This window comes from Achromobacter sp. ES-001 (genome assembly GCF_019448355.1).
GTDB lineage: Bacteria > Pseudomonadota > Gammaproteobacteria > Burkholderiales > Burkholderiaceae_B > Achromobacter > Achromobacter spanius_B.
In genome coordinates this window covers 1,090,509-1,109,099 of record NZ_CP079940.1, presented here as the reverse complement: position 1 = coordinate 1,109,099, position 18,591 = coordinate 1,090,509, and the positions used below count along the sequence as shown (strand labels likewise).

The 18,591-nt window shown below is 65.1% G+C and carries 20 protein-coding genes; 8 read left to right on the top strand and 12 right to left on the bottom strand.

Annotated features, from left to right (window positions below):
• The first annotated feature begins 78 nt into the window (after window positions 1-78).
• The 8 genes from KYT87_RS04900 to KYT87_RS04865 are packed head-to-tail and all read left to right on the top strand — an operon-like array spanning window position 79 to window position 7,317.
• Window positions 79-549, top strand: coding sequence for a helix-turn-helix domain-containing protein (locus KYT87_RS04900; protein ID WP_003050245.1), 471 nt, complete (start codon window positions 79-81; stop codon window positions 547-549).
• The gene (locus KYT87_RS04895; RefSeq protein ID WP_003109777.1) at window positions 546-1,121 is read left to right on the top strand and encodes a PIN domain-containing protein; all 576 of its coding nucleotides are present in this window, start codon (window positions 546-548) and stop codon (window positions 1,119-1,121) included. The genes KYT87_RS04900 and KYT87_RS04895 overlap by 4 nt, the downstream gene beginning before the upstream one ends.
• A gap of 17 nt (window positions 1,122-1,138) precedes the next feature.
• Window positions 1,139-2,053, top strand: a complete 915-nt coding sequence (locus KYT87_RS04890) for an AAA family ATPase (RefSeq protein ID WP_003105629.1) — start codon at window positions 1,139-1,141, stop codon at window positions 2,051-2,053.
• Entirely contained in the window at window positions 2,050-2,520 is a 471-nt protein-coding gene (cap8, locus tag KYT87_RS04885) for a type III CBASS phage resistance system CD-NTase-associated protein Cap8 (RefSeq protein WP_003105626.1), read from the top strand. The genes KYT87_RS04890 and cap8 overlap by 4 nt, the downstream gene beginning before the upstream one ends.
• Entirely contained in the window at window positions 2,517-3,017 is a 501-nt protein-coding gene (gene cap7, locus KYT87_RS04880; RefSeq protein WP_003090159.1) for a type III CBASS phage resistance system CD-NTase-associated protein Cap7, read from the top strand. Before cap8 ends, cap7 begins: the two co-directional genes overlap by 4 nt.
• A complete protein-coding gene (locus KYT87_RS04875; protein ID WP_003105624.1) occupies window positions 3,017-3,919 on the top strand; it encodes a CBASS oligonucleotide cyclase in 903 nt (300 codons plus the stop codon). Before cap7 ends, KYT87_RS04875 begins: the two co-directional genes overlap by 1 nt.
• 38 nt (window positions 3,920-3,957) lie before the next feature.
• Window positions 3,958-4,683 carry a CBASS effector endonuclease NucC gene (gene nucC / locus KYT87_RS04870; protein WP_003050273.1) on the top strand — a complete coding sequence of 242 codons (726 nt, stop codon included), beginning with the start codon at window positions 3,958-3,960 and terminating at the stop codon, window positions 4,681-4,683.
• A 9-nt stretch (window positions 4,684-4,692) separates the two neighbouring features.
• On the top strand, window positions 4,693-7,317 hold the full coding sequence (locus KYT87_RS04865) for an AAA family ATPase (RefSeq protein WP_003116812.1): 2,625 nt from the start codon (window positions 4,693-4,695) through the stop codon (window positions 7,315-7,317).
• Between the two features lie 40 nt (window positions 7,318-7,357).
• Here the strand turns inward: KYT87_RS04865 and KYT87_RS04860 are convergent, their stop codons facing one another.
• The 12 genes from KYT87_RS04860 to KYT87_RS04805 form a co-directional block, all read right to left on the bottom strand.
• Complete coding sequence (locus KYT87_RS04860; protein ID WP_003105620.1) at window positions 7,358-8,107, bottom strand: TIGR03747 family integrating conjugative element membrane protein; 750 nt, start codon at window positions 8,105-8,107, stop codon at window positions 7,358-7,360.
• Entirely contained in the window at window positions 8,104-10,296 is a 2,193-nt protein-coding gene (gene traD / locus KYT87_RS04855; protein ID WP_003116813.1) for a type IV conjugative transfer system coupling protein TraD, read from the bottom strand. The genes KYT87_RS04860 and traD overlap by 4 nt, the downstream gene beginning before the upstream one ends.
• 4 nt (window positions 10,297-10,300) lie before the next feature.
• On the bottom strand, window positions 10,301-10,849 hold the full coding sequence (locus tag KYT87_RS04850) for an integrating conjugative element protein (protein ID WP_003109779.1): 549 nt from the start codon (window positions 10,847-10,849) through the stop codon (window positions 10,301-10,303).
• Window positions 10,846-11,436 (bottom strand): transglycosylase SLT domain-containing protein, encoded by a 591-nt coding sequence (locus tag KYT87_RS04845; protein WP_003109780.1) that lies wholly within the window; start codon window positions 11,434-11,436, stop codon window positions 10,846-10,848. The genes KYT87_RS04850 and KYT87_RS04845 overlap by 4 nt, the downstream gene beginning before the upstream one ends.
• On the bottom strand, window positions 11,418-12,155 hold the full coding sequence (locus KYT87_RS04840; protein WP_003098886.1) for a TIGR03759 family integrating conjugative element protein: 738 nt from the start codon (window positions 12,153-12,155) through the stop codon (window positions 11,418-11,420). The genes KYT87_RS04845 and KYT87_RS04840 overlap by 19 nt, the downstream gene beginning before the upstream one ends.
• 12 nt (window positions 12,156-12,167) lie before the next feature.
• Window positions 12,168-12,812 carry a hypothetical protein gene (locus tag KYT87_RS04835; protein ID WP_003098888.1) on the bottom strand — a complete coding sequence of 215 codons (645 nt, stop codon included), beginning with the start codon at window positions 12,810-12,812 and terminating at the stop codon, window positions 12,168-12,170.
• On the bottom strand, window positions 12,809-13,408 hold the full coding sequence (locus KYT87_RS04830) for a PilL N-terminal domain-containing protein (protein WP_003098890.1): 600 nt from the start codon (window positions 13,406-13,408) through the stop codon (window positions 12,809-12,811). Before KYT87_RS04830 ends, KYT87_RS04835 begins: the two co-directional genes overlap by 4 nt.
• A 138-nt stretch (window positions 13,409-13,546) precedes the next feature.
• Entirely contained in the window at window positions 13,547-15,826 is a 2,280-nt protein-coding gene (locus KYT87_RS04825) for a helicase-related protein (RefSeq protein ID WP_003098893.1), read from the bottom strand.
• Between the two features lie 136 nt (window positions 15,827-15,962).
• Window positions 15,963-16,268, bottom strand: a complete 306-nt coding sequence (locus KYT87_RS04820) for a hypothetical protein (RefSeq protein WP_003098895.1) — start codon at window positions 16,266-16,268, stop codon at window positions 15,963-15,965.
• Between the two features lie 89 nt (window positions 16,269-16,357).
• Window positions 16,358-16,678: a hypothetical protein gene (locus KYT87_RS04815; protein ID WP_003098896.1), complete on the bottom strand. Its 321-nt coding sequence runs from the start codon at window positions 16,676-16,678 to the stop codon at window positions 16,358-16,360.
• 50 nt (window positions 16,679-16,728) lie between these two features.
• Entirely contained in the window at window positions 16,729-17,838 is a 1,110-nt protein-coding gene (locus KYT87_RS04810; RefSeq protein ID WP_003098899.1) for a DUF6094 domain-containing protein, read from the bottom strand.
• A 64-nt stretch (window positions 17,839-17,902) separates the two neighbouring features.
• Window positions 17,903-18,550, bottom strand: a complete 648-nt coding sequence (locus tag KYT87_RS04805) for a hypothetical protein (protein ID WP_003098901.1) — start codon at window positions 18,548-18,550, stop codon at window positions 17,903-17,905.
• Between the last annotated feature and the right edge of the window lie 41 nt (window positions 18,551-18,591).

The following is an 18,591-nucleotide window of genomic DNA, read 5'->3' as shown; positions in this document are numbered from 1 at the left end:
GTCGCGCTTCGATTATTGCGTTTTTCGAGTATTTCGAATATGATCGGCTCTGCAACCGTTTTCGCTTAGGAGCTACCCATGACCACCGCCACTGCCCAATCCAAGATGACCCTTCCCGCCGCGGGAGAGGTGAAGGCAGCCGTCCAGGGTCAACGTGCCTTGGCGGCTTACCTCGCAACCCAGTTCGAGACGCAGCACATCCAGATCTTTGATGACCACAAACAGGCTCATCAGGTGGAACTGCCTACCTCGGCTTTACGCCTGCTGGTCGACATCCTGGCCGAGTTGGCCGATGGCAATGCAGTAAAGGTGGTGCCCGTCCATGCAGAGCTGACGACCCAAGAGGCGGCGGACTTGCTCAACGTGTCCCGTCCCCATTTCGTCAAGCTGCTCGAAGATGGGGTGTTGGCATTTCATCGCACCGGCAAGCACCGCAGGGTGAGGTTCGCCGATCTGATGCAGTACAAGGAAGCGCGCGAGCGCGCCAGTGAGCAGGCGATGGCCGAACTCGCTCAGCAGTCGCAAGAGTTGGGAATGGGATACGAATGAGGCATTCCCCATTCACCGCCGTCTACGACGCGTGCGTTCTATATCCCGCGCCACTGCGGGATTTCCTGATGTGGCTCGGCCTGTCTGGCCGCTTCCGGGCGCGGTGGAGCCAAGCCATTCATGAGGAGTGGAAACGCAACCTGTTGATCAACCGCCCCGATCTCACCCGGGTTCAGGTCGACAGGACGTCGGATCTCATGGACCGGGCAATTCCGGACGGCTTGGTGGAGGGCTACGAAGCGCTCGTGGCAGGCCTGACATTGCCCGATCCGGACGACCGGCACGTCCTGGCTGCGGCGATTCGCTGCGGTGCGAGCGTGATTGTGACGTTCAACGAACGGGATTTCCCGAACGATCTGCTGGCTCCGTACGGCATCGAATCGCAGCACCCCGATGAGTTTGTGGACAACCTACTGGATCTGGACGCGGCCGCCGTGGTGTCGGCTGCGCAGCGCCAGCGTGCCCAACTCAAGCATCCGCCGATCGAGGTGGACCGCTATCTCGAAATCCTGCTGCGCCAGGGCCTTGTGCAAACGACCAAGGTGCTGGCGACCTATCGCACCATTCTCTGACCCGCCGAGAGCCACGGATGACCAAGAATCCTTCATCAGACGCCACTTTGCCGAAAGGCATCCATCGAAGCTGGAAGCTGCCGGACACGTCGCTGGGCGCCCTGTGGGATTCCATCGTCATGGACGAAGCTCTCAAGAAGCAGTTGCTGTCACAGGCGATCGTCAACTTCACGGTGCGCCCCAAGGTGGAGCGCACGGTACTCCCCCTGCACGGCGTGATCTTGTTGGTCGGCCCGCCGGGGACTGGGAAGACCTCCTTGGCACGGGGCTTGGCGCATCGTGTGGCCGAATCTTTTTCTTCTGCGAAGTTTCGATTGCTGGAAGTAGAGCCTCACACGCTGACGAGCTCTGCAATGGGAAAGACTCAACGCGCCGTGGCAGACCTGTTCTCGCAATCGATCGCAGAATCCGCAGCGGCGGGCCCGACGATCGTCCTTCTGGACGAGGTCGAAACGCTTGCGGCTGATCGAGCCAAGCTCAGCCTGGAAGCCAACCCGGTTGATGTGCACCGGGCCACCGACGCGGTGTTGGTGCAGTTGGACATGTTGGCCGAACGCAACCCGCATCTGCTGTTCGTGGCCACCAGCAACTTCCCACAGGCCGTCGACAGTGCCTTCCTATCTCGTTGCGACATGGTGATGGAGGTGCCACTGCCCGGCAAGGATGCCTGCAAGCAGATCCTGGTGGACTGCCTGAATGGCCTGGCAAAGACATTTCCGGGGATTGGCAAGCTTTCCTCGGCTCACCAGTTCGACGCGTGCGCTGGCGAGTGCGTCGGATTGGATGGTCGGGCCATTCGCAAGGTCGTAGCCAACGCCCTCGCGGCCGACCCGCAAGTGGCTATCGATCCGAACAAGCTTTCCGTAGAGCACCTGCGCAGTGCGATACGACAGGCAACGCAAATGCGCCTTCAAGGAGGGAAGCAAAAATGACCACCGTTGTCAGCCGGACGTTTCGCAGCTCGCCGCACCGCGATGCGTTGCAGACGTGGGATGCCATTGTCGAACTGCTCACTCAGGGCAAGGACGGCACGGCTCGCTCTGAACTCAGGGCCGTGGCGGGCGTGGCCGCCAGCTTGATCGCCGACCAGGCACCCAAGAGCGCGCCCATCGTTGCGACATGCGATGGACCACGGACCAGGATCTACTGCCTCTTCGACGAAGACGCGATCGATGGTGATGATGCCAACGAAGAAGTCTTGGGGTTCGAGCCGTTGAAGGGAGACTGGGGAGTCTCGCTGCCGTGTCCGAAGGAGCAGCTCGGCTGGGTGCAAACCGCGCTCAAAAAGCACAGTTCTCGCATCATTGCACGGGACTTGAGCCAAGGAATTGCCACGCAGGCGCAGGCCGATGCTGGACAAGCGCTGTCGCTCGACCTCGGAGGTTTCCTCAAGTCATGAGCACCGTCGCCACCTACTCGTACACGCACTCGGTTACCTATGTGACCGACAACATCCTCAAGAGCTTGAAAGACATCATCCTGCTCAGTGGGCTGGACCCCGAGCACTTCGCGGATCGCTGGGAGAGCAATACCCGAGCCATCAAGACGTGGCTCGGGACCGGTGATCTGCGCAAGGTGATTCTGGAGATCTACAACCCGGCAACCGACAAACTCGTGACCCGATGGGATATCGACATCGTGTATGGGTGGTCCGATGGCGACGGCAGCTTCTGGACGGATACCGAGCAGTTGAAGTACGCGATCAAGAAAGCTGGGCTGCTGCCATCGCAGGCCAAGTACAAGTTAATGCTCGATACAAAGCCAGGGCGGCCTGATGTGGAGGGGTGGAGCAAAGGAAGTTATCGCTCGACGGATGGAATGGTCAAGCAGAGCCTAGGCTCGACTGTCGAACACAGCGGCCTGGCGGGTCAGGCCGGATATTGGAGGCAACGCTGATGCTGTCGATCGATGAAGCTTTTCGCAAGTTCAAGTCGCGTCTGGAACTCAACGAACGCGAACAGAAGAATGCCTCGCAACGCCAGAACGAAGTGCGGGACTACCTGCAGACCAAGTTCGGCATTGCGCGCAGCTTCCTGACCGGGTCCTATGCTCGATACACGAAGACGAAGCCGCTCAAGGATATCGACATCTTCTTCGTGCTGAAGGACTCGGAGAAGCATTACCACGGCAAGGCCGCATCGGTAGTGCTGGATGATTTCCACTCTGCATTGGTGGAGAAATACGGTTCGGCGGCCGTGCGCAAACAGGCGCGCTCGATCAACGTGGATTTCGGTGTTCACATCGACGCGGAGGACAACACGGACTACCGGGTGGTCAGCGTGGATGCGGTGCCCGCATTCGACACCGGCGACCAGTATGAGATCCCCGATACGGCGTCCGGAAAGTGGATCAAGACGGACCCGGAGATCCATAAGGACAAGGCGACCGCAGCGCACCAAGCCTATGGCAATGAGTGGAAAGGTCTCGTGCGCATGGTGAAGTACTGGAACAACAATCCCAAGCACGGCGATCAGAAGCCGGTGAAGCCCTCGTTCCTGATCGAGGTAATGGCCCTTGAGTGTCTTTACGGCGGCTGGGGAGGATCGTTCGATCGCGAGATCCAGTCGTTCTTTGCCACGCTTGCCGATCGTGTTCATGACGAGTGGCCGGATCCCGCCGGACTTGGCCCGGCGATCAGCAACGATATGGATGCCGCGCGCAAGCAGCGCGCGCAGCAGCTGCTGTTCCAGGCGAGCCAGGACGCAAGCATCGCCATCGACCACGCGCGTCGTGGTCGCAATATCGAAGCGCTTCGCGCCTGGCGCGCACTGTTTGGCCCCAAGTTCCCACTGTCCTGATTCCATCGGCTTCCATACACGTCCCATCGAGGTACAGCATGTCCCAGTGGTCGCTTTCCCAGCTCCTGTCGTCCCTGCATGAAGACATCCAGCAGCGCTTGTCCGTAGTACGCAAGACCTTCGGTCACCCGGGTACGAAGGGGGATGCGAGCGAGAACGTCTGGATCGACATGCTGGATACCTATCTGCCCAAACGGTACCAGGCGGCGAAGGCGCATGTGGTGGACAGCCTGGGGAACTTCAGCCAGCAGATCGATGTGGTGGTGTTTGATCGGCAATATTCGCCTTTTATCTTCACCTACGAGAACGAGACGATCATTCCAGCCGAAAGCGTGTACGCCGTGTTCGAGGCCAAGCAGACGGCTGACGCGGGGCTTGTGGCCTATGCCCAGGAGAAGGTCGCCAGTGTGCGCAGGCTGCACCGCACGAGCCTGCCGATCCCGCACGCTGGCGGGACCTACCCAGCGAAGCCGTTGATTCCGATTCTGGGTGGCTTGCTCACCTTCGAGAGCGAATGGAGTCCTGCATTGGGCCCATCCATGGACAAGGCGCTGAACGCAAACCTCACCGAGGGGCGTCTGGACATCGGATGCGTTGCCGCCCACGGGCACTTTTTCTATGACCAAGCCAGCGGCGCGTACAGCTACACCAACGAAAACAAGCCGGCGACCGCGTTTCTTTTCAAGCTGATCGCGCAGCTTCAGTTCAGTGGAACGGTCCCCATGATCGATGTGGAGGCTTACGGTCAGTGGTTGACCAAGTGAGGGGTCGCTGTGGCAAGCATACGTTCGGAGTACCACCGGTTCCTGGCGCACTTGACGCAGCGGCACGTGCACGACGACGTGCGCCGGCTGGCGCACCTGGTGCTCGATCACCTGCAGCCACTGGCCGAGGTCGGTGCTGCACGCCGGGGGCGCTCCACGCGCTTGGCGCCGCTGGCCATCGCGCATCTGGCGCAGATGCCTGTCGCCTACGACGGGGACGCGCGCGGCCCCGAAAACGGGCCGGCGCTCGGGCGACTGCACCAGCTCGAAGTCGGGCCGTTTCGAGGATTCATGCGGCAGGAGACGTTCGACCTCAGCCATGACATCACCTTGGTCTACGGTGCCAACGGCACCGGCAAGAGCAGCTTCTGCGAAGCCTTGGAAGTGGCGATGCTCGGTTCGATCAGCGAAGCGCAGGCCAAGCGGGTCGACCAGCGGACGTACTGCAACAACGCTCGCCTGCGCCGCCACATCGCGCCAGTCCTGTCGTCTACGGCGGCGGGCGAGGCGCAGGCCGTCCAGCCCGACGAAGCTGAGTATCGCTTCTGCTTCATCGAGAAGAACCGCCTCGACGATTTCGCCCGAATCGCCGCGCGGACCCCGAGCGATCAGCGCCAGCTCATCGCCACCCTGTTCGGCGTGGACCAGTTCAGCGAGTTCGTGCGCGGCTTCAACCCCTCGCTCGATCAGGACCTGATGCTTGCCGGCGTGCAGGCGGCGCAGCTGGCGCAGCGTCGCCTGCAGTTGGCGAACTCCGAACAGACCATCGCCGCCTACCCGCAGAAGATCGCAGCGGTCGAGGGCCTGGAACAAGCTTTGGCGCAGCGCATGTCACCTGGCGCGACCTATCAAACCTGCGTGGACTGGCTGCTGGGTACGCCGCAGCAGCAAGGACGGCTACCGTATGTCCAGGCTCAGCTGGACGCCAACCCGCCTGCCATTCACGAGGTGACCCAGGCCCGCCTGCAAGCGTTGCTGGCAGAGGCCTACCGCGTCCAGGGACTGTGGCAAGCGTCTTCCGCGCAACTCGCGGCCCGCGCCGGCGAGGTGTCGTACGCGAAGCTCTACGAGGCCGTGCAAGCGTTGGCGGACGGGGCGACCGCGTGTCCGGCATGTGGAACCGAACTGGCCGCCGTGGCGCAGGACCCGTTCGCCAGGGCGCGAATGGGCCTGGAGCAGCTCGCGCAACTGGCCGTCCTGCAGCAGCAGGAGGCCGGGCATCGGACACAGTTGAGCGAGGCGGTCCGAGCGCTGTGTGACGAAATGCGCCGCGTGGTGGCGGCGGCTGGGGTCGCTTGTCCTGCCGAATCGCAGGCCGCGGGCCTGCCACTGCTGCCTCCCACGTCGGCGGGCAATTGGCTCGGCGGCGGGGTGAATGGGGACCAGCGCGCCTGGCAAGCCCTCTTACGGATCGCACAGATCATCGAAGGCTTCGACGCGCAGGCGCGCGACGTGAATGCCCAGCGCGGCGCGATGGCCCAGGAGCGGGACCGCCTGCAACAGCATCAGCTGGAGATCGAACGGCTGCGGACCATGCGCACGACTGCGGATCAGGAGCTGGCGGCCGCCCGCCAAACCGTGGCCCAATTCGACGACGCGAACCGCGGCCTGATCCAGGCGGCCACGGACGAAATGCCGGTGGTGGTGCACCATCAGCGGGTCAAGGCCGCCTACGACGGTTTCCTGCCCGAGATTCAGGCATACCTGACCGCTCTGCCGGGGGTTCTGCTACAGGGGCTGGGAGACCAAGCCCGCCATCTCTACAACGCATTCAACCGGGCCGATCCGCCCGGCGATCTGCTGCACGCGCTGTGGTTGCCCGTGGCCGAGAACGGCAAGATCGAGGTGGAGTTCGCCGGCGAGCCGGGCGCGCGCTACGACGCGTTGATCGTCTTCAGCGAAGGGCACATCAAATGCCTGGGCCTGGCGATTCTGCTTGCCAAGAACCTCGCGCAGGGCTGCCCCGTGGTCATATTCGATGACGTCGTCAACGCGATCGACGACGACCATCGCGATGGCATCTGGCGTACCTTCTTCGAGGACGGTTTGCTCCACGGCAAGCAGGTTATCCTCACCTCGCACGCAGAGGAGTTCCTGCACCGCATCCAGCAGGAGTTGGGCGTGCGCCGCGCCGCGGCCATTAAGCGCTACAAGTTTCTCCCGCATCAGGGAGAGCACGAACTGCGGGTCGACAGCGACCCGCCAGCGAAGAACTATGTTCTTCTGGCCCAGCAGGCGTTGGCGGCTGACGAGAAACGCGAGGCACTGCGTCAGGCCCGGCCGGCGCTGGAGAGTCTGACGGACCGCCTGTGGACGTGGCTGGGTCGGCGGGCGGACGGCCGGATCGACATCAAGCTGAGCGGGCCCCGCGCGCCTTGGGAGCTGAACAATAAATGCACCAAGTTGCGGTCGGCCGTCGAGCGTATCGCGGCGCAACATGCGGGTGCGCCGGATGCCGTAGGGGCGTTGGTCCGGCTGCTCAATGTCAGCGGTACGAGTATTGAATGGGGTTACCTCAATAGCGGTGTGCACGACGCTCAGCGCGATCATGAGTTTGATCGGGCGACGGTAAGAACGGTCGTCGAGGCGGTTACGGCGTTGGATGCTGCTCTTGATACCCTGCAGAACCGATGAACGGCACACGGCTTTGCAGAGCCGTGCCGCCCGTGTCACCTCATAAGTACTTCTTGAAGCTGCCTGCGGTCAGGCTGACTGCCATCCCCAGCAACGCCGCGCTGGGCAGCAGGATGACCAGAGGATGCACCGATATGGGCAGAGCGAGATAGGTGGCCCAAGGCAGCACGGCCAACGGCATCAGGCTGGCCTTCGCGCGGTGGTAGATGAAGCCGGATTCGCGGCCCGCGCCGAACCGGCGCACATCCCGTCGCACCAGGCCGTCAATCAGGCCGACGAATGCCGCCGTGAGGATCAGCGGCAGCGTGAGCACCAGGACCAGCAGGCGCACCAGGAAGGTGAGCGTCGTGAAGGCCGCAGCGATCAGGTAGCTTTCGGCCCAGACATAGACTTGGCTGATGTAGTAGCGGAAGTTGCGGCTCTGCCCGTGGCTGGGCGCGCGGACGCGCTCGGCGGTCTGGCTCATGCGCTCCAGCAACCCCGAGCGCACGAACACCCACTCGTACCCGGTATCCACCAACTCGTGCGCCGTGCGCCCGGGCTCCTGTACCACCACGCTGCGCGTGAAGTGGTTGGACAGGTGCCCGAGTTCGTACCGCAGCATCTGCTGGGAGTGGCGCCAGCCCTGGTCCTTCCAGAACAGGTGCATGCCGGCGCACTCCACCACGATCGAGAACAGCAGCGAGCCAATGAGCACCCCGAGCAGCCGGAACGGTAAGGTGATGGTGCCGACGATCAAGCCTTGGCGATGGTTCTGCTCCCGCTGCGCGGTCGAGGCGGCATCCTTCATGGCACGGCCTCGTTGCCCGCGCCATCGTCGGCGCCGGTGGCCACCGCGCCGGGCTCGGCCGCAGCGGCATCGTCCAGCAGGTCGTCGGGCAAGGCCGCATCCTGCAAGGCCGACGAGCTGGTGAACTCCCACCACTGCGTGGCCTCGCTGTAGCTCTGGCGCATGTACCCGGCCAGTTGCTGCAGGTCCGCCGGCATCACTTCATCCGGGTCCGGCGCCGGCAGCGGCATACGCACCTTCCAGAGCTGGCCGCCCTGCAGCAGCGCGAAGCACTGGCCCTTGGGCAGGCCGACGACGTGTGACGGCTCGATCATCGGCACGCTGGCCATGCTGATGCGGTCCTGGGTGTTCGACGTGAAATCCGTCGCGCCGCGGATGTCTGAGCTGTCCGTCGCGCCCGAGACGATGGTGGTTGTATAGACCTCGACCTTCGGCAACTGCCTCGTCAGCAGTTCCGCGGTGGCCGTCTCGCGCACGCGCAACATGAATAAATTGTTGAAATTCCCGATCACTTGGCCGGCCTTCGCGCGATTTCCGATGCGGGCCTCGATGTCCGAGAGCGTCTGCGTGTACGCCGTGACTTGCAGGCCGGCACCGCCGCCCTTGTTGATGAGCGGGATGAATTCATCGCCCATCAGTTCATTGAATTCGTCCGCGTGCACGTTGATCGGCACGCGAGCGCCAGCCACTGCGCCGGGCAGGCCATCGTCGATTCCGTGCTTGTAGATGTGTCCGGCCACCGAAACCAGGTCAGAGAACATCGAATTGCCGACCGCTGCGGCGACCTCGGCGTCAGACAACGCATCCAGACCCACATAGACGATGGCCCGCTTTCGGATGACCTGCATCCAGTCGAAGATCGGGCGCGGGTCGGCCAGGTCGGAGTAGTTCGGCGCCAGGAGCTGGGCGATCTTGCCGCTCGTGAGCTTTTCCAGCAGCGGCAGCAGCGATGCAACGATCTTGTCGAAGTAGGTCTTGTCGTAGCGCACCGCCGAGCGCAGGCCATCGAGCACAGGGTCGTAGTTGCGCGCCTGGGAGAGGTATTGCTCCAGCGCCACCACACGCTTCTCGCGCCCGATCATGTTCCTTGGGATGTTCTTCTCGTTGAGCTTGGCCTCGATCTGGACGATCACCTCCCAGGCCTTGGGCTCCGTCTTGGCAAAGTAGTGCTGGGCGTACTCAATGAACAGCGCGTCGATGTTGATGACGTGGCGCTGGATCAGCATGTAGTCCGGGCGCTGCCCCAGTTCCACCAGGGCGCGGGCGATGATGTTCACGAAGCGCCATGCGAACTCGCGGAACGCCGCGCTGTTGCCTTCGCCGGAGAGCTGCCCCGCGATGCGTGTCGCCACTTCCGAGATCCGACCGAAGCGGCCCACGGCGTTGTAGCGGGCGCTGATTTCCGGCCAGCCCAAGTGGAAGATGTAGAACTCGCCTTCGCGGCCAGCGCGCTGGGCTTCGACGTACATCCGTTTCAAGAGATCGGCATCCCCCTTGGGGTCGATGACGATGACGACCTCATGCTCGCCGGCAGCATTCCTGCGGCGGATGTCCTGCGTGACGAACAACTCGGCCAGGCGCGTCTTGCCCACCCGCGTGGTGCCCAGCACCAGCGAGTGCCCGACGCGCTCGCCCAGCGGCAGGCTGACGTCCACTTCGTCGGGCTCGATGCCGTGCAGCCTTGGCAGGCCGCCGACAGGCGGCAACGGGCGCACGGGGTTGAAAGGCGCGTCCCAGCCGGTGAGCTTCGGCAGGCGCGAGAGCGGCAATGGCGCGAATTCCAGCCGTTCCTCCAGGCGCCTGGTCAGCCGGTAGGCCGGCGTCGGCTCGACGTAGCGGCGGAACTCGGGCCGGTACGTCTGCATCAGCCGATGCGTGTGCTTCTGCTCCCAGAGAAAGCCGCGCCCCACGAATAGGCGCTGCTGGCTGACCGGCACGTCCTTGCTGGTCATCACGTAACGCGGCAGACGGCGGATGTTGCGCCGGTAGCGCAGGATGATGCGGGCATCGCGGTAGCGGATCGCGCCGTAGGCGCCGAACGCCAAGGCGCTGCCGATGCCCATGGCCGGGCTCAGCGCGAGCGACCATGGGGCCACCAGGCACAGAAACGCGGCGCCTGCACACGCCGCGACGGTGTATAGCTCCACCGCTGGGCGTAGCAGAACCTCGACCGGCTGTTTGCCCGACATGGCTTCATTGCTCGATGCCGGTGGCCGTGATCAGCGCCGGGTAGTGCCGCAGGCCCAGGCGATCGGCCAGGTCGTCGCCGGCCACGGGCGCGAGCGGCACGCCCGGCACCAGGGCGCGCAGCCGCGCCAGGCCCTGCGCGGTCTCGACGTTGACGACCAGGCCGACCGCGCCACGTTCGCGCAAAGCGGCGGCGCGGCGCTGCAACCAGGCCCGGGAAGCCTCGTCGTCGCCGATGACCACGAACGGCCGCAGGCCGGGCGCTTCGATCACCCGTCGCGCGACGGTGCCGGGCGTGAGCTTGGCGCTGCGCACCGGCAGCATCGCGGCTTCGTCCGCCCGTGTGGCAGGAACCTGGGGCGTCGGGATGGACGGCCGCGCCGGTGCGTTGGCGCGCGGCTGGAGATTCAGGGCTTCGTAGTACGGCAATGCCGACGTGCCGCCACGGTCCTCGACAACGATCAGTGGCTCGCCGGCACGCGAGGCCAGCGGCAGGCCTGACAGCAGCATGAGTAGGCCCGTGAACGCGAGATGGGCGGGATGGGGTTTCGTCATGGGGAGGTCTCCTGGCGCGCCGCGAGGACCGCGGCGGCTGGTCGCGTGCCCTGCACGCGGGCAAGGTGGCGCGACACGCTGCGCCGATAGCGGGCGGCGGGCTCGCCGCCTGCGGGGCGGTGGTAGCGGCCGATCGCCAGCAGCCAGTCCTCGCCGGGGGTGTGCTGCTCCTTCAGGATCTCGGCGGCAACGGCCAGGTTGCGATACGGATCCAGCAGGTCGCACGCGCCGGTAAAGCGGTGCTTGTGGTAGCCGAGGTTGATCTGGCCCAGGCCCGCATCAATGCGCGTGTGCGGCGTGGCGCGCATCGCCTGCTGCAGGCCAGCGCAGGCGTCGGCGCGCGTGGCGAAGCGGCGCGACTGGCCGGCGACGTTGAGGGACCACGGCCACGGCACCAGGCGCCCGTTGCGCCGGATGCCGCTCTCCTGCAAGGCCACGGCGTAGAGCACGGTCGAGGGGATGCCTGCGCGCTGGGCGGCAAGCTGGTAAGCCGGTGGCGGAACCTCCTGGGCCAGGGCGGCAACGGCATACAGGCCGGCAGTGAGCACCAGTGCGCGCAGGGGCATGGCTACGGCTGGCGCTGCCATTGGCCGTTCACTTCGCGCACGGCGGCGGGCAGATCGCCGGGCAGGCCCAGTGACAGCCAGCGGCCGCCGTCGTGGTTGAGCGTGATGCTGCCGGCGCGCACGCGCGCCGGGTCGATCTGCGCGCGCTTGGCCCAGTCGCGGATGCGCGCGTCATCCTGGCGGCTGCCCACCATGTACAGGTCGAACTCCGCGCCCGAGGATTGCAGGCGCTGCACGAGCTGTCCGCAGGCTGCGCAGCCGTCCTTGACGAACACCGCCATGCGGCCGCTGCCGCGCAAGGGACTGCTGGATGGGCCGGCGCCCGGCTTGTCGTCGGGCAGGTTCACGCGCTGCATCCCCGGATTCAGGCGCTGCCAGGCCTCGTCGTAGGCGCGCTGGTAGGCGAGCAGCTTCTCGACGCGGCGCGCTTCCACCTGCACCTGCAGTTCCGCATAGCGGCGCCGTTCTTCGTCCGTGCGAGCTTCGATGCCCAGGGCGGACAGCGGGTCCAGGTTGGGCGAGTAGATACCCAGCGGCCCATCCATCAGCTCGCGGTAGCGTGCCCATTCTTGTGGCTGCAAGCCCCATTCGGTTGCCACCCGGTCGTCCAGCACGCGGGCGGCCAGCGGGCGCTCCTGGCTCTGTGCGTTGCGCGCCGAGGTCGTTGCGGGCTGCTGCGCCCAGGCGGGCCATTGCGACGACGCCACCAGGACCGCGAAAAGGAGGATCGACGGCTTCATGGGGTGCTCCGGTCAGGGAATCGCCACGCGGCGGGTCTGGTTGCCGGCCTGGAACACTGCGGTGTTGCCCTCGATCGCCTGCAGGCGCCACGGGCCGACCGCATCCCCGGGCAGCAGCACCTGAAGTTGGGCGGGCGTGAAGTCCCCGATGCTCGGCGCGACGGACACGCTGCGCTGGCCGGCGCGCAGTTCGGCGCCGACGACGCGGAATGGCAGCGGCGGCAGCTCGGTCTTGGAGGCGGCGGACGTGCGCGATGCGCGCCGCTGGGCGGGTGCGGTGGCACGCGCGGCGGCTTGGCGCGCCTTGATCTGCTCGACCTCCGCGCGCAGCGCCTGGAGGTCGTCGGCCGCTGCGTAGCCACTGAGAGATTTCTCGACCTGGGCCGCGCGTGCTTCCAGAATCTGGCGGGTGTCTTTGAGGTCAGCGTCCGTCGCGACGGCCGGGCGCTGCTGGATGGCCTCGATCGTCTCGGCCAAGCCAGTTGCCTGCGCTTCCAGGCGTTGCAGGCGGGAATCCAGCCGCTCCTGGTCGGCCTGGTCGCTGAGGGCCTGGTAGCCCAGGGCCGCCAAGACGCTGAGGAAGATCAACCAGAGCCACATCAGGCTCTGCACCACCACGGCGGCGGTCGATCGCTGGGCAGGTTGCGGGGCGTTCATGGCTGGCCTCCCGAAACCATGGGTGCCAGCGGGAACGTCTGCACCGCCTCGGTGGCGGGTGGCTCGGATGGGGACTCGGCGACCGCGCGATCGCCGGGCCGCTCGAAGCAGATTTGCCGTGCGCGGTCATCCGCGTGCAGTTCCCAGGCCGGGCCAGCCAGCGTGAGCAGCGCATCGCGCAAGGTCATGGGGCCGAGGTGCAGGTGTACCGCCGGCAACGGCAGCGCGTACAGCTCGATCACGGCATGCGCGGTCTGGCACAGGCCATAGCCGCTGCGTTTGAGCACGTGCCGAAGCCCATCCCCGACCGTGGCGCGGGCATCCTCGGGCATGGACACGTCGATGGTCTGCAACAACAGGTCGCGCTGCGCCGCCATGGGTGCCAGTTCGACCAGTGTGTAGCGGGCGTAGCGCACGACCGGGATGTACTCGGAAGCCTCGGGTTCAGGCGCGGCCAAGACTTCCGCGATGGTGTCGGGCGCGACCGGCGCAGTCGTCGTCGCGCAGCCACCGGCCAGCACCGACCACAGCAGGCCGAGAAATCCCGCCAGAAGGCGGCGTTCGGGATAGTGAAACCACGGTGGAGAGGGGCACATAGCTCGGCGTCCTGAAACATCCAGCCCTCACCATCGCCGCTCAGGCCGCGAGCGGCAGCAAACAATGCGAACCAGGCAGCGTCCGATTTACCGGGAGCGGCAAAAAAAACGGCCCCGAAGGGCCGTAAGTGGAACGTGTCATGCGGCGACAAGCTGCCGGGCCAGTGCGACCTCGACGGAATCACCGTCCTGGTTCAGGACATCGAGCCCGGATTCGGGCACGTCGCCCGAGGTGGACTGCGAGACCATGATCTTCTTGGCCATCAGCTCCAGGCAGGTCATCTGCGAGGAACCGGCGTAGCCGAGGTAGATCACACGCACGGGCTGCTTCTGCCCGATGCGCCAGGAGCGGCGTGCCGCCTGCTGGAGCGAGTACACGTTGTAGCCCGACTGCATGAACACGATCGTCGGGAACTCCAACAGGTCCAGCCCCGTCTTGACCAACTCGGGGTTGGTGATGAGCACGTCGATGCCACGGTCCAGTTGCTCGGCGATCCAGTCTTCGCGGCGGCTGGCATCCACGCTCGCGCGCAGCACCGCCACCTTGAAGCCTTCCTGCTCCAGCAACACCTTCAGGCGCGACGTGGTGTCGCGCGTGCCGGTATAGACCGTGTAGGCCAGGACCTTGCGGCCCTGCGCCTTCTCCTCTTTGCAGATGTCGATCAGCTCACGCTCCTTGGGGCTGATCTCGAACTCGTTGAACTGAGCCGGGACAAACGCCAAGGTGTTGCGCGTGCGCGGATGCACCACGGTCTCCGACCGGAAGCAGCAATCCGGCCAGGCCAGCAGCACGTTGAGGACCACACCCAGCAAGGTCGTATCGCGTCGCGCCAGAGCCTGTTTCAGCTCGGCGGTCAGCCGACCCGCCAGATCGCGGTAGGCCGCGGCTTGCGCCGTGTCCATCGCGACTTCACGGAACTCCTCGTCATACGGCGGCAGGACGTTGCCGCCGATGTCCTTGAGCTTGAGGAAGATCGTGAATGGCAGGATGCAGCGCAAGACGCCCTTGGGGCCGAAGCCCGGGGCCTTGACCGTGCGCACCGATACCTTGGTGCCCTTGGCCGTCTTGTGCGCCGTGCCGGTGCTCTCGGAGTAGATGTCCTTCAACACCCCGTGATCGCGCATGAACGCCATCGCAGCCGAGGTCATGCTGCCGCTCGTGGTCGGGCGGTAGCCGTCTTCGATCATCCGCCCCGGAAGGGCTCGGAACAGCAGGTGAAAAAGATCATCACCGTAGCCGCCCATCAGCGTGCCAGTCAGCAGCAAGGTCTTGCGAGCCTTCGCCGCCAGCACGCCCATGGCCTGGCCCTGGGCACTGCCCCCGTTCTTGTACTCATGCGCTTCATCAGCGATGAGCAGGTCGAACGTACCTTGCGGCAAGTACCTCTTGATGAACTCCGAGGGTTGATAACCGCCCTCGCCAAAGCCGAACTCCATGTTGGCCATCGCACGTTCCATGCGCGTGGCTTGACGGTCGGAAAACACCAGCTCGCCGTTGCCATCCATGAGGTTGATGAACTCGTGGATGTTGTCGCCCAGCATCGAGGCCAGGAAGCCGTCACCGAACTTCTGCATCAGCTTCTGCGCAGTGACTTCCCCGATGGTCGGGATGCGCTTCAGGGCTTTGAGGACGGCCGAGGACTGGTCGCTGCCGGACAGGCTGCGCGGGCGGATCAGCGTCCACAGGGGCGCAGCGCAATGGCTGCACTTCCTGCGGTACTCCTCGGCTTCGAGCGCGACCGGGTTGACCGGCTCGCCGTCGAGGTCGGTGATGACCGTGCCGCAGTCCGGGCAGGCCGCCACGTCGCCGTGGCGGGTGCGCCGCTGGGTGAAGACGGGCTTCCAGTGGAAACCCATCCGCATCCTGACGCGCCCCAGGACGAAGAACTCCTGGCCCGTGGGCTGCACGCCCAACTGCTCACGCAGCTTGAGGAGCTTGACGAGCGTATCCGGCCCATTGAGCACCCATACCTTGGCGCCGGCCACCGTCTCCTGGATCTCCCGCCGCCACTTGTAAACCAAGTGCGGTGGCGACAGGACCAGAGTGCGGCGGTAGCCTTCGGCGTTGAGCACGGCGGCCGCGGCGATGCCAACGGTCGTCTTACCACAGCCCATCTCGCCATTGACGATCGCGGCGCGTTCGCCACGGTCGATCAGCAGCTCGGCGGCGGCGTGGACGACTTCGGCCTGGGCCGGGAACAGCTTGCGTTTGAGGCTGGCGACGATGAGCTGCCGGTGCGCCTGCGGTTGGCCGGTATAGACAGGCGGGTTGGCGCTGTTGAGGGCGTCGAGCAGTTCGTCGCCGAACTCGCCGACGAAATCCTGAAGGCTCAGGGTCAGAGGGGATGATTCCGCGTCGAGCAGTTCGCCCTGTACGGGCGCGGCGTCAGCGGCAGTGGTTTCGAGATCGAAGGACATTGTGATGCTCCAATGAAAAATGGGGCATGCACCACCCCCAGCGGGGCAATGGCATGCCCCGTGGTGGGAAGGAAATCGGCGCGCGGCCGAAGGTGGTTGAAGATGCTGGCCTGAGTGGCCTGCGGGTGAACCGTGCTCAGTCTTCGGACGGCAGCACGATGGCAGTGACGCTGCGCCCCGCATCGGTGATGATGCGAATGGCGAGTCCCGGGTGGATCACATAGTGCGATTCCAGCGACGCGCCCGATTGAAGTGCAACGCCGTTGGCGTGCCATTGGCAGACGTTGACGTCACCCCAGTCGCCACGGGTGTGGCGCCTGAAGTACGGAATCGGGTCCAGGCGACCCGCGCGGACAAGGCGATCAATGCCTCGGCTGAAGATGAGCGCCCCGATGGGGAACGCCAGCCTCTGGCAGTAGGTTTCGATGCGATGCGATGCCATGGGCTCCTCCTTGAAAGGCTATTGAGCCACGACACCCCTGGCGGAGTGAAGTGGCTCCGTCAAGTGGATGGGATGACGAGGCGGCGCCTTCAGATCAGGTCGCGCTCTTCGGGAAGCTGGACCACCGTGGTCTGGTGGTCTTCGCTGGTCTTCACGAGCAACACCAGTTCCGGCGTGATCCGGTACTGGGAGATCATCAGGTTGTCCTGTTGGATTGCGACGTCGTTGGCTTGGCGGGTGGCCTCATCGATCTCGCCCCAGTCCCCGCGCACATGGCGCTGGACATAGGCCAAGGGGTCGATCAGGCCTCGCCGAGCCAGCCAATGCACCTTCTCGCTCAACTTCAACGTACTCGGTGCGAACAAGGGTTGCTTGCGCGGCGCAGGCCGCTTGAACGGATTGGGGAACATGGTGTTTCTCCTTCGATGTGGTACAGCAGGACGGCAGCGCGTCCGGTGGATCAGCGAATGGTCAGCACCTCGCCCCTTGTCGGGGAGCCAGGCGTCATGTCCCACGCGCGGATAACGGGCACAAACTTGTCGGTGAGGATGCGTGTCTCGGCGATGGAGCCGTCTTCGCGTTCGGTGAATTCCCGCTGGAGCGTCTTGTCCTTGTGGGTGTCACCTTTGACGACGAGCACGCGCCCCGTCTGGGAGCGCACGACGCCGGAGATCGCGCCCGCGGCCAGAGCCAGGGCGAGATGCCAGTGGGACAAGGCCCGCGCCGGTGGACGCAGCGACTGCTGCGCGGTCCCCAAGTGCGTGTCCAGCGACGGCCAAAGGCCTTGCAGCCGGCCAACCTCGTCGGCGAACTGTTCGGGCTCCATCGTCACGCGGAAGAAATGCTCCGGCTCGGCCGGACTGGCGGGGACGATGTACGGCAGGAACGGCCATTCGCTCGGCAGTTCCTCGGCTTCGACTTCGCCAAGCCCAACCTGCAGCAGCAGATTGCGCACGGCCTTGACGCCATCGGGTGCCAGCTCCCGCTGACGGACCCGGCGGCCGAAGATCACCACCTGCTTGAACTGCGTTTCCACCGCTCGGTAGATACGCAGATCGGTGTAGTGGCGCGTCAACCAGCCGACCAGCTCCGCGTCGAGCACGTAGCCGGGGACGATGAAGACCAGCACGCCGCCGTATTGCAACAGCGACAGCGAACGCTGATAGAACAGCTTTTCGAGGCGGGCACGGCCCTGGCCCTGATAGCCGATGTTGCCGTTGACGTCCTTGGACAGGTCGCCATACGGTGGATTCAGCCACAGTAGTCCGAAGGACTGCTTGGAGATCATCGTGTCCATCAGGTCCGCGTGCAGGCAGTGATCGACCAGGCCGCGGGCATGGCGCGCCCGCTCGGCGTCGAATTCGACGGCGAACGCCTTGGTCTGTTCGCGCCCGAGGGCATGAGAGGCTTCGGCGATTGCCACGCCTTCACCGGCGCAGGGATCGAGGATGCACATCGGCCCGTCGCTGGGCATCAGTGCGTTGAGGGCTCTTTCGAGCGTGGGTTCGTCGGTCGGGTAGTACCCATTTTTTGCGAAATTGCGGGCGAGCCGCGGGAACATGAGAGCCATGGAAGTCTCCTGGTTGGCGGGGATGAATGACGGAAGCACGCCAAGGCGTGCCTCCGAGGGTGGGTCAAGCCGCTACCGCTTCCGGCGTCCAAATCTTGGCCGGATAGGGATAGGCGGTGAGCGCGTCACTGCGGATCAGGGAGCCCAGCGCCAAGCTCAGCGCCGGCACGTCGATGGCGAGCCGATGGCCTTCCAGCGGCCCGAGGGCGAACGGAAGGCGGGCCAGCATCTCGCGGCTTTGCAGCAGTTCCAGCACGGTCTCGCGCCAGTGGTCGAGCAGCGGCAACGGGCAGGTGTCCCGCACCAGCATCCACAGGCGGTCAAGCCGGTGGGCGCTGTCACGTGGCAGCAGTGCCAATGCGCTGGCGTTGGCCTTGTCGGGCTTGACGCAGCGCCGGTCGAACAGCCACACGTTGGACAGCGAACCGAACAGCGTTCGCCGGTAGGCGCGCGTGATGCGCTTTTCCAGGCGATCGACGTTGCCGATGAATACCGGGACGCTGCCGCCCTGGTCGGTGATGACGTGGAACTGGTCCAGTCCCTGCTCGTCGCGCCCGAGGGTCAGGCGTGCAAGGAACTGCTGGACGGCGGTGTCCCGCGCCCAGATGGACAGGAAGATCAGGTTGCCCTGGTCATCGCCGACGCAGGCGTCGGCCATCACGTCCGGGCATTCGTCGATGCGGTACAGCGTGGAAGAAGTGTTTGCGGGCATGGTGGTGTCCTCGGATGAACGGGAACAGCACCGCCCGCTGG

What these genes read in the sequence shown, in the direction of transcription:
- KYT87_RS04845 (WP_003109780.1), bottom strand. Translation starts at nt 11,436, where the DNA reads ATGGCAGCGCCAGCCGTAGCCATGCCCCTGCGCGCACTGGTGCTCACT.
- KYT87_RS04825 (WP_003098893.1), bottom strand. Translation starts at nt 15,826, where the DNA reads ATGTCCTTCGATCTCGAAACCACTGCCGCTGACGCCGCGCCCGTACAG.
- KYT87_RS04805 (WP_003098901.1), bottom strand. Translation starts at nt 18,550, where the DNA reads ATGCCCGCAAACACTTCTTCCACGCTGTACCGCATCGACGAATGCCCG.
- cap8 (WP_003105626.1), top strand. Translation starts at nt 2,050, where the DNA reads ATGACCACCGTTGTCAGCCGGACGTTTCGCAGCTCGCCGCACCGCGAT.
- KYT87_RS04840 (WP_003098886.1), bottom strand. Translation starts at nt 12,155, where the DNA reads ATGAAGCCGTCGATCCTCCTTTTCGCGGTCCTGGTGGCGTCGTCGCAA.
- KYT87_RS04900 (WP_003050245.1), top strand. Translation starts at nt 79, where the DNA reads ATGACCACCGCCACTGCCCAATCCAAGATGACCCTTCCCGCCGCGGGA.
- KYT87_RS04820 (WP_003098895.1), bottom strand. Translation starts at nt 16,268, where the DNA reads ATGGCATCGCATCGCATCGAAACCTACTGCCAGAGGCTGGCGTTCCCC.
- KYT87_RS04860 (WP_003105620.1), bottom strand. Translation starts at nt 8,107, where the DNA reads ATGAAGGATGCCGCCTCGACCGCGCAGCGGGAGCAGAACCATCGCCAA.
- KYT87_RS04830 (WP_003098890.1), bottom strand. Translation starts at nt 13,408, where the DNA reads ATGTGCCCCTCTCCACCGTGGTTTCACTATCCCGAACGCCGCCTTCTG.
- KYT87_RS04890 (WP_003105629.1), top strand. Translation starts at nt 1,139, where the DNA reads ATGACCAAGAATCCTTCATCAGACGCCACTTTGCCGAAAGGCATCCAT.
- traD (WP_003116813.1), bottom strand. Translation starts at nt 10,296, where the DNA reads ATGTCGGGCAAACAGCCGGTCGAGGTTCTGCTACGCCCAGCGGTGGAG.
- nucC (WP_003050273.1), top strand. Translation starts at nt 3,958, where the DNA reads ATGTCCCAGTGGTCGCTTTCCCAGCTCCTGTCGTCCCTGCATGAAGAC.
- KYT87_RS04810 (WP_003098899.1), bottom strand. Translation starts at nt 17,838, where the DNA reads ATGGCTCTCATGTTCCCGCGGCTCGCCCGCAATTTCGCAAAAAATGGG.
- KYT87_RS04850 (WP_003109779.1), bottom strand. Translation starts at nt 10,849, where the DNA reads ATGACGAAACCCCATCCCGCCCATCTCGCGTTCACGGGCCTACTCATG.
- KYT87_RS04815 (WP_003098896.1), bottom strand. Translation starts at nt 16,678, where the DNA reads ATGTTCCCCAATCCGTTCAAGCGGCCTGCGCCGCGCAAGCAACCCTTG.
- cap7 (WP_003090159.1), top strand. Translation starts at nt 2,517, where the DNA reads ATGAGCACCGTCGCCACCTACTCGTACACGCACTCGGTTACCTATGTG.
- KYT87_RS04895 (WP_003109777.1), top strand. Translation starts at nt 546, where the DNA reads ATGAGGCATTCCCCATTCACCGCCGTCTACGACGCGTGCGTTCTATAT.
- KYT87_RS04835 (WP_003098888.1), bottom strand. Translation starts at nt 12,812, where the DNA reads ATGAACGCCCCGCAACCTGCCCAGCGATCGACCGCCGCCGTGGTGGTG.
- KYT87_RS04875 (WP_003105624.1), top strand. Translation starts at nt 3,017, where the DNA reads ATGCTGTCGATCGATGAAGCTTTTCGCAAGTTCAAGTCGCGTCTGGAA.